Origin of the sequence: Chitinophaga polysaccharea (assembly GCF_007829335.1) — a bacterium.
GTDB lineage: Bacteria > Bacteroidota > Bacteroidia > Chitinophagales > Chitinophagaceae > Chitinophaga > Chitinophaga polysaccharea_B.
On the sequence record NZ_VIWO01000006.1, the window covers coordinates 19,364 to 32,580 of the forward strand.

Annotated in this window: 13 protein-coding genes; 5 read left to right on the top strand and 8 right to left on the bottom strand. The window is 46.9% G+C overall.

Annotated elements, in window-relative coordinates; all coding sequences use genetic code 11:
* From FHW36_RS19305 to FHW36_RS19335, 7 genes are all read right to left on the bottom strand, one after another.
* Positions 1–2,982 (bottom strand): SusC/RagA family TonB-linked outer membrane protein, encoded by a 2,982-nt coding sequence (locus FHW36_RS19305; RefSeq protein WP_145671229.1) that lies wholly within the window; start codon positions 2,980–2,982, stop codon positions 1–3.
* Between the two features lie 579 nt (positions 2,983–3,561).
* The gene (locus tag FHW36_RS19310) at positions 3,562–3,987 is read right to left on the bottom strand and encodes an HvfX family Cu-binding RiPP maturation protein (protein ID WP_145671230.1); all 426 of its coding nucleotides are present in this window, start codon (positions 3,985–3,987) and stop codon (positions 3,562–3,564) included.
* 3 nt (positions 3,988–3,990) lie between these two features.
* Positions 3,991–4,740 carry an HvfC/BufC N-terminal domain-containing protein gene (locus tag FHW36_RS19315; RefSeq protein WP_145671231.1) on the bottom strand — a complete coding sequence of 250 codons (750 nt, stop codon included), beginning with the start codon at positions 4,738–4,740 and terminating at the stop codon, positions 3,991–3,993.
* On the bottom strand, positions 4,724–5,551 hold the full coding sequence (locus FHW36_RS19320) for an HvfB family MNIO-type RiPP peptide maturase (protein ID WP_145671232.1): 828 nt from the start codon (positions 5,549–5,551) through the stop codon (positions 4,724–4,726). Before FHW36_RS19320 ends, FHW36_RS19315 begins: the two co-directional genes overlap by 17 nt.
* Positions 5,552–5,632: 81 nt before the next feature.
* Positions 5,633–5,983: a hypothetical protein gene (locus tag FHW36_RS19325; protein ID WP_145671233.1), complete on the bottom strand. Its 351-nt coding sequence runs from the start codon at positions 5,981–5,983 to the stop codon at positions 5,633–5,635.
* A 75-nt stretch (positions 5,984–6,058) separates the two neighbouring features.
* Complete coding sequence (locus FHW36_RS19330; protein WP_145671234.1) at positions 6,059–6,343, bottom strand: hypothetical protein; 285 nt, start codon at positions 6,341–6,343, stop codon at positions 6,059–6,061.
* A 2-nt stretch (positions 6,344–6,345) separates the two neighbouring features.
* Entirely contained in the window at positions 6,346–6,909 is a 564-nt protein-coding gene (locus FHW36_RS19335) for a sigma-70 family RNA polymerase sigma factor (protein ID WP_145671235.1), read from the bottom strand.
* 233 nt (positions 6,910–7,142) lie between these two features.
* Here FHW36_RS19335 and FHW36_RS19340 point away from each other — a divergent pair, with 233 nt between their 5' ends.
* Positions 7,143–7,859 carry a hypothetical protein gene (locus tag FHW36_RS19340; protein ID WP_145671236.1) on the top strand — a complete coding sequence of 239 codons (717 nt, stop codon included), beginning with the start codon at positions 7,143–7,145 and terminating at the stop codon, positions 7,857–7,859.
* Between the two features lies 1 nt (position 7,860).
* Here FHW36_RS19340 and FHW36_RS19345 read toward each other — a convergent pair whose 3' ends face one another.
* The gene (locus FHW36_RS19345; RefSeq protein ID WP_145671237.1) at positions 7,861–8,844 is read right to left on the bottom strand and encodes a LuxE/PaaK family acyltransferase; all 984 of its coding nucleotides are present in this window, start codon (positions 8,842–8,844) and stop codon (positions 7,861–7,863) included.
* A gap of 149 nt (positions 8,845–8,993) precedes the next feature.
* Here FHW36_RS19345 and FHW36_RS19350 point away from each other — a divergent pair, with 149 nt between their 5' ends.
* From FHW36_RS19350 to FHW36_RS19365, 4 genes are all read left to right on the top strand, one after another.
* A complete protein-coding gene (locus FHW36_RS19350; RefSeq protein ID WP_145671238.1) occupies positions 8,994–9,434 on the top strand; it encodes a hypothetical protein in 441 nt (146 codons plus the stop codon).
* 87 nt (positions 9,435–9,521) lie between these two features.
* The gene (locus tag FHW36_RS19355) at positions 9,522–11,060 is read left to right on the top strand and encodes an acyl-CoA carboxylase subunit beta (RefSeq protein ID WP_145671239.1); all 1,539 of its coding nucleotides are present in this window, start codon (positions 9,522–9,524) and stop codon (positions 11,058–11,060) included.
* A gap of 70 nt (positions 11,061–11,130) precedes the next feature.
* Entirely contained in the window at positions 11,131–11,967 is an 837-nt protein-coding gene (locus FHW36_RS19360; protein WP_145671240.1) for a UbiA family prenyltransferase, read from the top strand.
* Between the two features lie 44 nt (positions 11,968–12,011).
* A complete protein-coding gene (locus tag FHW36_RS19365; RefSeq protein ID WP_145671241.1) occupies positions 12,012–13,112 on the top strand; it encodes a M42 family metallopeptidase in 1,101 nt (366 codons plus the stop codon).
* Positions 13,113–13,217: the final 105 nt, after the last annotated feature.

Genomic DNA, 13,217 nt, shown 5'->3' on the forward strand with positions numbered 1-13,217 from the left:
TCAGAATTGAAAATTGAAGCCCAGGGTAAACGTACGGGGAGCGGCCCAGTTATAATAGCCTTCATCATAGCCGAAATAACTCACCGCTTCAGGGTCTCCGCCTTTGTAAGGACTCCACGTCAGCAGGTTATTGCCTGTAGCATAGATGCGCAGGTGATCTATACCCGACCGTTTCATCCAGGCGGAATGCAGGTTATAAGCCAGGGTAACAGCACGCAGTTTTACAAACGAACCATCTGCCAGGAATAAGGTCTGATCTGGCTGGTAAGCATAAACGGCACTCCAGGGATTGTAAGCCGGTACCTTACTATAGTCGCCCTCTACCTTCGACCACCAGCTGATTTCTTTAATGGCCTTGGGATCATCTATCCCTTCCCTGTTGGCAAAATCAAAACGGTTGGCTAATGCCTGGTTAATAATTTTACGGCCAAAGGCGTAACTCACCAGCGCATTCAACTCCCAGTCGCGATAGTAAAAGGTATTCGTAAAACTACCCATCACCGCAGGCGACAAGCGGCCTTTCATTACCCTGTCTTTGTCGTTGATATCATAATTGCCGTCCAGGTCTTTCCAGCGGGGATCGCCTTTGCGCAGGGTAACGCCCTGGTAGGTCATCTTCTTACCGGTAGCTGGATTCACTGGTACTTCTCCATCGGAGTTGTAAATGCCCTCGTTGATCAACAACCAATAGCGATCGGTGGGCTTGCCCACCAGGAAGCGGCGCTGGCTGATTACCAGGTCGGTGAGTCCATCGGGCAATGCCAGCAGCTTATTTTGGTTGGTATACGCGCTGATACCGGTTGTCCAGCGGAACTTTTCTCTGCCTACCACATCTGCTTCGACAGATAATTCATAGCCATAATTACGGATGGTCATCCCGTTTTTCACAATACCGGTATACCCTTCCTCTTCCAGCGTTGGAATTTTCAGTACCAGGTTACGGTCTGTTTTGGCATATACGTCCAGGGAAGCTCTCACCCGGTTCTGGAACAAACCGATATCAATACCACCATTCAGCTGCTCTACAACCGGCCAGGAAGTGCCGGGAACAATGTACCCGGTGGTATAGCCAGCGTTGATTACAGGAAATGCATTGTAGGTCGACATATTAGGCACCCCGTTCCAACCCGCGTCTACATTGTATACCGGGCCTCCCCTGTAATATTCATCCATCAGCAAACGGCCCACCCGGCCCCAGCTGCCCCTTAATTGCAGGTTATTCAGCCAGGTAGCGTTTTTCAGGAAATCCTCCTGGGATATTTTCCAGGAAGCAGATACGGTAGGAGATACCAGCCAGCGATGATCGGTGTCCAGGTAAGAAGTGCCGTCCCTTCTCACGTACAGGGATATAAAATATTTACCGTCAAAATTGTAGCCGATGTTACTGTAAAAAGAAGCCAGCCTCGACTGCGTAAAATCTTTGGTATTAAACATCAGCCGGAAATTTCCAAACCGCCCTTCCTTCTGATCGTCCGATCCGGGTTGGTATATTTTAATATAATCGCTGGAGCCTTTGTATGCACGCCCATAATCATAGCGCCATTTGTCCCATTGCCCATATTGCCCCAGCGTCACTTCCAGGTGGTGTTTCCCGGAAAAAGTATTTTCATAGCGCAGCGAGTTGTCCAGCACCAGTCTTTTGTTTAATCCGTCGAAGTTGGACACATAGCTATTTCCTTCTCCCAGCGAGGTAGGTACAAAATAGTCGCGGAAATTCTGTCCGTAGTCGATGGCGAAGCGTGTATTCCAGGTGAAATGACCGGCAAAGCTATATTTCACATTAGCGATAATACGGGCAGAGTTATTCTTGTTCCGGTTAATCGTATTGTCCAGGGCCGTGTAATACTGCTGCAGGTAGGCTTTATTAGGCGATAATGGCGAACCGTAGTTGAACAGGTAATCTTCATCGCCGGCCCGGTCCCGGATAAACTCATTGCGTTTGCGGTTCAGGTTAGCTACGGCTACTTGTGTGGTAAACACCAGGTTTTTCAAGGGCTGAATGTTGATACCAAAGTTCACATCATAGCGCCGGATGCCCGTTTTGTCGTACACGCCTTGCTGCGATGACTGCCCTATACTAAAGCGGAAGTTAGCCAGGGGCGTACCACCGCTTACCGATGCCTGTATACCATCTGTAAAGGCATTTCTGAGAAACAGGTCATCCCAGTTGGCAGGGCCAAAATATCTCGCCTGTGAAGAGTCGGCCAGGTAGCGTGGAAAGCTGCGCCACTGTGTTTCATTCGCATACTTTTGATAAAACGGTAACCTGAAATCACTCTCGTATTTTCCGTTCACCGCATCTACCTGCGGGCGAAGCGACAGCCCTGCATAAGCATTTACAGATACCTGCATCTGCCCTACCCTAGGTGCTTTGGTAGTAATACTGATAACGCCATTGGCCGCATTGGGACCATACTGCGCACTGGCGCCAAAATCTTTCAATACCTCTATCCGCTCAATGTCATTTACATCCAGGAACGATAACAAATTGGTTTCCGTCCCCATCCGGTTAAAGTCGAAACGCTGGATATCATAGGCAAAGGCATGATCCATGATTAAAGGCACGCCATCTACCACATATGCCGGCTGTGCATAAAAGATATCCCGGTTACCCAGCAACAATGAAGACGTCCCCCTGATAAATACACTGTTCCGCTTACCAGGTTCGGCAGACGGCGTTCGTATATCCACTCCCGTTACCCTTCCTAGCAGCATCTGGTCTATACTCACATAAGGCAATTTCTTTACTTCACCGATATCCACAGTGGATACGGCGCCATTGACACTTCGTTTCAGAAAAAGTTCGTTGTTAGGCAGGTAGCCAATCGTATCGCGTTTGGTGCTGGTTACCCTTGAAAGAATAATGGAATCAGCATTGGCAGTACTACTGGAGTCACTGCCAGTATTCCTATACAACGTGCGCTGGGCCTGTATTTCCAATGTACACAGGCATAAGAAAAACAAAAGGTAAATGTATTTCATACAAGCAATTTTTAGGAATGCGACTTCCAGGGCGCAAAATCATTTTTGCACCAACAATAGTTTTCAAATACATAAAAAGGCATAACATGCCCACTCCCCTCGCAGGGAAAGGACTAACACCGCTAAATCAACACGCCAACAGTGACTACAACAGGACAATAGCCGTCAGGCCGCATGCAAAATATCGCATACGCGCAACAGGGCAATACTTGTAATCTGTGGAAACACACCGCCAGGATGCTAGGGGCATCGGGCCACCCGGACAGGTTGCAATGAACAATGACTCATGGGAATTTTTATTTAACGTGAAATTTTAAACAATCTGTCGCTCTGGATTTCAATAATTGCTAATACCAACACACCGCGGGTAACTGTCGCAAACGTAGGGTCTCTATGTCTATCAGTACTATCAATACTCTTTAAATTTTGGTTGTCACTACAAACGCTACTTTCCAAATGTAATTAGCTAAATGGATTTTTCATAGCTTTTTTCAAATTATTTTAAAAAAATATTGAAGGTCGCCACACCTACTTTTATAAGGGGCCGTCACGTTGTTATATCTAAAAACGGGTAACCAGCTAAGAACGCTCAAGGAAATAGTCGACGCCTATCCTTCCTCCACCAAATACCAGCAGGGTAAATAACATCACCAGGTAGTACAACGGTATCTCATAGCCGTTATCCCCCGCAGCAAACCCGTTGCTCCAGTGAACAGTAGCAATAGCCACTACCATACTAAACATAAGCGGAAGCGTAATATAGCGTACAAACAAGCCAAGGGTTAACAACACCACGCCCGCTGCCTCGGTACATCCTACCAGGTAAGCACTGATATAAGGTAAAGGAATATGCAATTGTTTAAACCAATCTCCTATACCATGTATATCGCTCCACTTCATCCTGGCCGGCAGGTAAAAACCATAAGCCAATACCAGTCGCATCAATAATAGTGGAAGATCGCTGATCACCGATAAACGGCGGGCCAGCCGGGCATATGTACGCATAAATTATGATTGAAATCCCAATACAAAATGTTGCTGTTGCATCTCCTTTAAAAAAGCCAGCGTATCCGATTCCAGTGTATCCGTATCCGTTATATTCAACTGTGGCGCATAATCCAGTATATCCCTTACCGTTATTCCAATGGCCAGCTGCTCTGTTAAAAATGCCAGCCAGGGCGATAAATCCGTAAACTGGATGCTGCCCGTTTCCGGATGACGGTATAGCAATGCGAAGTAAATGCCTTTACGGGGCATCAACTCCCTGCGCTTGGCCTTCAGGTGAACCGGCCATCTAAACGACAATAGCCGGTGCTCCGGGTTCAATACCAATGGCGTATCCAGCCAGTTGCCTTTTATACAGTAGGCCGGCGCAGGAATGTCTTCCATGTTATATAGTTCCATTTCTGCCCACTCAAATGCCAGCAGGTCGTTCAGGTAAGGAATATCGTATTGCTCGTCCCAATTATGCTCTACCGCATAGGTATAAAACTCTAACGGCAATTTCCATAACTGGTACGATTGACAGGCATGATGTGCAAAAAAATCTTTCACCATCTTATCCCACTTGCGGGTGGGGATATTATTAAAGGCAATGGGAAAAGCATTTTCCATGGTATCATGGATATTATTAAATACCAGGCGCCGGTAATGTGCCAACCTATCGGTAGCTACACCGGGCAGCTGTACTTTTTTGCCGGTTCTGCACCAGTCCGAAAAAGTTTGCTGTATATGGTAAGTGTCAGGCAACAAGTTCATCTTTCAACTTCCATTGTTTGTGACAAATATTTTTCAATCTTGATATTTCCCCCTGTAATTCAGCCATCTCCGGGATATTAAAATCCCTTTCCAGTAATACAGGTACCGGTTGCAGATGCGCCAGGGTCCATTCAAACAAGTCGTACACCGGGTCTATAATAGGTTCGCCATGTGTATCAATAATCAGGTCGGGCGCCACCTGTTCGTGCCCTGCCATATGTATATAGGCAACGCTGCCCAACGGCAGTTGCTGAATAAATGCCTTTGCATCGTACTGATGGTTGAAAGCATTTACATAAATATTATTTACATCCAGTAATAACTGGCAGCCAGAACGCTTTACCACTTCATTAATAAAATCAATCTCGCTCATTTCTGCAGCTACCGGCGTATAGTATGATACGATTTCCATCGCCAGCGGGCGCTGCAGGTAATCCTGTACCTGCTGTATACGCGATACAATATGCTGCACTGCATCCATCCGGAAAGGAATGGGCAACAGGTCGTACATATGTGCATTGTCGCATTTGGAATAACTCAGGTGCTCTGAATATAACTGTACTTTGTACTCCTGGAGAAATGCTTTTACATACGCGAGAAACTCCTTATTCAACGCATCGGGACTACCAATCGATAACGAAAGCCCATGACATAATACGGGATATTTTTCTACCACGCGGTGCAATATCTTCTTCCAATAGCCGCCTATGTTCATCCAGTTCTCCGGCGCCAATTCAATAAAATCGGGCCTGATATGCTCCCCGCTGATCAGTTCTTCGGCAAACTCCCGCCTGAAACCAACACCTACCATGATGATACGATTTAGGGTGTTCAAAAAATGAGGAAAGGCTGATGGTTGCGTATTGCACCAGCCTTTCCTGCTGATAAAAAATTACCGGCCAGATTTAGTTGGGGCTGGCTTGGCTTTGCCTTTTGCGTCGCCTTTTTTCCCGCCTTTTTTGTTACCGCATTTTCCTTCTCCACATTTGCCTTGTCCGCATTTGCCGTCTTTTGATTTGCCGGCAGAGGCACTGTCTTTCTTTGCGCCGCAGTTCAGCTCAATAGTGTTAGCAGTAGCACTGGAAGTACCTGTTAATGCATTTCTCACAGCTGCGCCAGAACCCAGGTTAGTGTAACTAACAGGTTTCGCAGACACCTGCAGGGAAGCTAAACCCATAATAGCGCCGGCTACCAGTGAACCGGAAAACAGTACATTTTTGTTGATGGCTTTGTTGTTTTTCATGATCTTAGAATTTTTAAAAAAACGGAGTGAAAAAAGTATGTATGTAGTTGTTTAGACGCAGTGATGAAATTTTCCTTACAGGTTGTTCTCATTATTTTTTAAATATGCCGCCACCACTGCTTCCCACTGCTGCTTTACCTGCTCATTGGGAGCGGTAAAAGCAGCCTCCCTGTATTGCTGCAACTGCCGGTGTATAATAGCTATCTGCTTTACATATCTCCTGCAGTACACACATAGCAGTAAATGGAATTTTAATCCCAGTCGTTGTATCCAGGTCAGTGGTTCCTGCTGTAAACGTTTCTCTGCCAACATCGTCGCATCTTTACAACAGGGCATCAGGTGATGTAAATGTTTTCCCATTGTCAATTACTGAACCAATTTTTTTCAAGACATGCCCTTAATTGCAACCGGGCGCGGTGAATGATCACCCAGTAGTTAGACGAAGTAAGCGAAAGTTCCTTACAGATATCCGCAGATTTTTTTTCATCAAGATATTTATGTTGTATAATCGCCTTGCCTACGCTAGTTAATTTATCCATACAGGTTCTTAATATCCGGAAAAAATCGGCCTGTTCCGCTTTGTCATTGATATCGGTAGTCCATGGCCGGGGAGCCATCTCTTTACGCCAATGTCCTTTCTCATTAAAAAAAATCAACTGTGGGTCAGGGTCTTCAACATCAATTGTTGTCATAACAGCTTTACCCGACGTACGATAGTGATCATTTATTTTATTCTTAAGAATAGCCAGCAGCCAGGTCTTCTCTGAGCTTTCACCCCGGAATTGGTGCATAGCCTGTAAGCCGCTAAGAAAAGTGTCTTGCACCAGGTCTTGTGCCAGCCCGGTATCTGATACCCGGCTACAGGCAAATTTATACAATTCGTCTGCATATAACTTTACCCACACCGTTGGATTACAGGTTGTCATAACTTGTAGTACTGTTGACTGCAATCTTTTTGTTGCTTATACCCGTGAGGTATATCGCTAAAAAAAGCTTACGGAAATATACCTGTTTTGGTTTTCTCACGAACCCAAAAAAATGTTAAAGGCGGATAACCGGCACCAAAGGAATGGTAAATGGCAATAGGGGGCCTACTACTATTCGGCGTTTTATAGTAATTTTGACAGGTACCCAATGAAATATGAATTAAACTCGGCCCATGAAAAATGAAATGTCGCCTGTAACGTACACTTACTTTGTTACACTATTAAAAGCGTATCTACGCGGTACTAAAACAAGACAGGAGCTGATCGAAGAGCTGCGTGGTGTTGCCCCATGGGAAGAAAAAGAGGAAAACATACATACCGAAGTTAGCCGCCTGCTGTTTCAGGTCGCCAACGAGGTAAATGAAAATTTCTACCAGGATATCGTCAGTGCCATCACCCACGCTACCGATACCGCTCCCACCCGGGAAGGCATGATTCACCAGTTGGAAGCCGTCCTCACCGGGTTTATCACGCCAGAACAATTGTACCAGTGGGCTACCTGGCATAATGAACCAGATATGGAAGCCGTTTCATTCTTTAACGACATTGCGGTTGACTATTTCTGCACACAGCTGTTACCGGCCTCCTTTGAGGAGTTAACGCTCACAGACTATAAACAGGCCCTGAAAATCTTCCAGTCGCCACATCACGACAGCCTGAAAGATAAAGTGGCCCTGGTACTGCTTTCCCAGAAGGAAAGACAGCGCTTCCTGTTCTACCTGGGCGATTATATCCAGGGACATAGCTCCCCGGAACAACTGGATGTATATCTTTTACACAAATTTGGGATGGACCACCTTTCTTTTCCTTATATGTCAGCGCTCTCTACCATGATGCATGAACCGGCTAAATTACCGGCATTGCTGCAAATAGCGGCTATGGCCGAGTAACTCAACTCACCATCAGACTACACCCTCTCAATGCTGAGTTATCCAGTCGGCCCAGCACTTCAAACAAACCATTGGCGTGTATGCGCCCAATATCTTCCGTGGCGATAAACGCACAGGAATGGATATTGGCCAGGTCAATCACATTAATAACCCCGGCGCCTTTACCGGTGCTTAGCTGAAACGGATCATTCTCATCTCTCAGCAAAATTTTCATCCAGGGAGGAGTGGCAAACAAACCATTCCCTTTGGAATAGGCCTGCGACAACAGCTCTGTCATCCCATATTCAGCATGAATAACGGAAGCGCCCAAACGTTCCTGCAGGAACGCATGTACTTCCTGGCGGGTCCATTCCTCCCGGCGCCCCTTCATCCCACCCGTTTCCATCACAATGGTATGGCGCAGATCCAGGGTATACTGCTCTGCAAAATCCAGCAGCCCGAAAGTGACCCCAATTAACAATACCCGCTGTCCCCTGGCCTCCAGCGCCCGTAACTGATGATACAACTTATCATGTTCGTACAAATAAAAGCCGCTCTCCGGATGACCACTGCGGGTCACCATCTCCTGCACCATCCTCACCAGCGATGAATGTTGCCGCTCCAGGTAAGAAGGCAGCAGTCCCAGGATCACGTAATCATCTACCGGCCCATAAAACTGTTCGAAGGCCGTCATGAAACTACGGGTATAAATGGCGGATTCCTTCACCAGGTGGCGGCTGTTGATGGTTTGGGTGGTACCGCTGCTCTCAAATAGCAGCTCCGGCTCAAAAGTGCCGCTGACCACCGTATGGGATTTGAAAAATTGTATCGGTAGATAAGGAATTTCCAGGATACTCTTTACGGAAGCCGGCGCAATGCGCAAGGCATCCGTATAGGCCCGGTACAGGTCATTTTCCCGGTACTGGTAACGGAAAAGCTCCAGGGCGGCGGCTTCCAGTCCGCCTCCCTGCAGTGAAAAAATAGTGTCCGGTGATACCACGGTCATGTATAGCTGGCTTTAAAATCTGACAAAGTTAGGGAGAAGAATAAATCTAACGCCAGTAAGTAACAATTGGCATGAAAAAACGTTTTTAGGAAGAAGGGTAGAGATAGCTGAATATTTGTATATTTCCTAAATTAATGTAGGTTTGTTTTATGAAGAAAATTCTGTTTTTGTTCCTGGTGGCCGGATTACTTTACGCCTGTAAAAAAGATAAGATAGGTAGCAAACCTATTCTCACCTTCAAAGGATATACAGCGGATAGTGTTACAAACACCCTGCAACAACTGAGCGTTATTATGAATGTCCGGGATGGAGATGGCGACATCGAAGACTCCCTCTGGATAGCTGTTCGATATAGAAATTCCGGCACTTCCGATACCCTGTATTCCATTAAACAAATGGGCAGCATTGGCGCTAACAAAGGTAATAATGTAAACGCCGACGTATATATCAACCTGCTGCCTACAGAATTCAAAATATCGCACCCCTTTATCGCAGACGACAGCATTCACTTTGTAGTATTCATAAAGGATAATGCCGGTAACTTTAGCGATACCGTTGGCACCAGAGGCATTCCATACAATGCACAATAACTAAATTAACTTACATTTACGATATTGCAGGGATTCCTTTAATTAAGGAATCCTTTTATTTTTAGTTTTACCACTCATTTCTAGCATATGGATAAATTAGAGGAATTACAGTCGAAGATAACCGAAGCCATGTTGGGTGGCGGCGAAGTGCGTATCGCTTCCCAGCATAAAAAGGGTAAGCTCACCGCCCGGGAAAGGATACAACTGCTGATGGATGAAGGCTCCTTCGAAGAGCTGGATATGCTGGTAACAAACCGCAACCGGGGCCAGACAGCCGACCAGGAACAATTCCTCGGCGATGGCGTGGTAACCGGCTATGGTACTATTAACGGACGCCTTACCTACGTATTTTCCCAGGATTTTACCGTTTACGGTGGCAGCCTCTCTGAACCTCATGCCCGTAAGATTTGTAAAATTATGGACCTGGCTATACAAAACGGCGCACCTGTGATCGGGCTTAACGATAGTGGAGGCGCCCGTATCCAGGAAGGCGTGGTTAGCCTGGGTGGCTATGCCGATATCTTTTACCGCAATACCAGGGCATCTGGCGTTATTCCCCAGATATCCGCCATCATGGGTCCCTGCGCCGGCGGAGCCGTATATTCCCCCGCTATCACCGACTTTATCCTCATGGTGGAACAAACGTCCTATATGTTTGTGACCGGTCCTAATGTGGTAAAGACCGTTACCCATGAGGAAGTAACCTCGGAAGAACTGGGCGGCGCCCAAACCCATGCGGCCAAAAGCGGCGTAACACACTTCGCCTGCGCCAACGAAGTGGAATGTATACAATATGTAAAGCAACTGCTGAGCTATATCCCGCAAAACTGCGAAGAAACGGCCCCTGTATACCCTTACGAGCCTGGCAACGAACGCAGGGAAGCCCTTAACACCCTGATCCCCCTGCATCCCAATCAGCCCTACGATATGAAGGAAGCTATTGAACAGATCGTGGATGAGGGCAGCTTCTTCGAAGTACACAAAGACTTTGCAGAAAACATGATCGTAGGCTTCGCCCGCATTGCCGGCAGAAGCATCGGTATCGTGGCCAACCAGCCAGCACACCTGGCCGGCGTACTCGATATACACGCCTCCGTGAAAGGCGCCCGCTTTACCCGCTTCTGCGACGCCTTCAATGTGCCCCTGCTGGTACTGGTAGATGTACCCGGCTTCCTCCCCGGTACCGACCAGGAATGGAATGGTATCATTACCAATGGCGCTAAATTGCTGTATGCCCTCTGCGAAGCAACGGTGCCAAAATTGACCGTCACCACCCGCAAAGCCTATGGCGGCGCCTACTGCGTGATGAACTCCAAACATATCGGAGCCGACCTCAACTTCGCCTTCCCCCAGGCCGAAATCGCCGTGATGGGCGCAAAAGGTGCAGTAGAAATCATCTTCAAAAAAGAAATTGATGCCGCCCCCGATCCGGAAACACGCATGAACGAGCTGGTGGCCGATTATACCGAACGATTCGCGAACCCTTACCTGGCTGCAGAAAAAGGATATATCGATGAAGTCATCTCACCCGATCAAACCAGGATCAAACTGATCAAAGCATTCAAAATGCTGGAAAATAAAGTGGTAAATATGCCGAGAAAAAAACACGGCAACATACCTTTGTAGTAGCTGGGCATCAGCGGTTGGCAGTGCGCCCCATTGCCAACCGCCGATAGGTAAAAGCACACCCGTTACTATGTTTCGACAAATTTTCAACTTTATCCTTTTCACATCGATCTATATTTCGCTGTGCGCACTGTTGATGATCTGGCAAACCAACCGACTGCTGGATCTTCAATACCCGGAAAATACCTTCTATCTCTTTGTTTTCTTTTCAACTATCTGCAGCTATAACTTCCACTGGTACCTTACGCCCGGCACCTATTCCTCTTCGGAACGAATCCGCTGGGGCAACCGGCACCGCGTCCTCATGCTCCTGCTCTGTGGTATAGGCGCCATCGGCTCGCTCTGGTTTTTCTGGCAACTCCGGGAACATTGGCTGGTGCTCTCCGGCAGCGCCATCCTTACCTTCCTTTATTCAGCGCCTAAACTACCCCATGCTGCCTTCCGCTGGCTCAGCAAAATAGCTATTGGCAAAACCCTGTTCCTCACGTTTGTATGGACCTACGTTACTACCATATTACCTGCATTGGTAGCCGGCAAGTTCCAGGTAGAAGCGCTGGTATTCCTCTCCCTCCACCGCTTTTTCCTGATTTATGCCATCTGCATTTTGTTCGACTACCGCGACCTGGAATCCGATAAAAAAGAAGGTATCCGCAGCCTCATCACCTATCTCGATGAAAAAAATCTCAACAGGTTATACTATTTCGCATTGCTCATGGCAGCAGTATCAGCGGGACTCATGGGTCCCTTCTCTACCCTGCCTGCCATCATAACGTTGATGGTGCCGGTGATTACTACCGCCCTCATCACCCGTAAAGCGCAGCATACCGACTCTGACTACCTCTTCTATTTCGTACTCGATGGATTTATGGCACTATCTGCCTTGTTATACCTGCTGGGTAATCTCTAAAAAGCTATTTTCCTTACATTTGTCCGGTCTCAATCTGGAACATTATGTCTAAAAAACAGAAATCAATATTTACCAAGGAATCGCTGGCATTCCTCGCCAATTACCTGAATAACCCTTCTCCGACCGGCTTTGAAAAAGAAGGACAAAAGCTCTGGTTGAAATATCTCACGCCGTATATCGACGAACACTTCGTAGATGCCTATGGCTCCGCAGTGGGTGTTATCAATCCTAAAGCGCCTTTTAAAGTAGTCATTGAAGCACATGCCGATGAAATTTCCTGGTTTGTAAACTATATCTCACCGGAAGGACTGATCTACGTTATCCGCAACGGTGGCTCTGATCAACAGATTGCTCCCTCCAAGAGAGTAAATATCCATACAGAAAAAGGCATGGTGAAAGCCGTATTCGGCTGGCCCGCCATACATACCCGCATTCGCAGCGGAGATGGTAAAGAACCACAACCTAAAGTAGAAAATATCTTCCTCGACTGTGGCGCCCGCTCCCGTAAAGAAGTAGAAGACCTGGGCATCCATGTAGGTTGTGTATGTACTTTTGAAGATGGATTTGAAGAGCTGAACTACGATTACTATATCTGCCGTGCCATAGATAACCGCATCGGCGGCTTTATGATTGCAGAAGTAGCCCGCCTGCTGAAAGAAAAGAAACAGGAACTGCCTTTCGGTCTTTATATCGTCAACGCCGTGCAGGAAGAAGTAGGTTTAAGGGGCGCAGAAATGATTGCCAAACGCATTAAACCCAATGTGGCCATCATTACCGATGTAACCCACGATACCACCACGCCGATGATCAATAAAAACATCGAAGGAGAAATCAAATGTGGCAACGGTCCCAGCATCACCTATGGTCCGGCGGTACACAACATTCTCCGCGACCTGATTATCAAAACAGCTAAAAAGAACGATATCCCATACCAGCTACACGCCGTAAGCCGCAGCACCGGCACCGATACCGACGCTTTTGCGTACAGTAACGATGGCACACCTTCTGCCCTCATCAGCCTTCCACTCCGCTATATGCACACTACCGTGGAAATGGTGAAGAAAGATGATATCGAAAATACCATCCAGCTTATTTATCATACCCTGCTGAATATTACGCCTAAGACGAATTTTCAGTATTTATAAGAGCAGAAAGCCTAAAGCAAAAAGCTATTGTGGAGAAGAAGTTAGCGAGTATTTAAAATTCGCTTTAATCATTCTCGACAATAGCTTTTTGCTTTTTGCTTTACG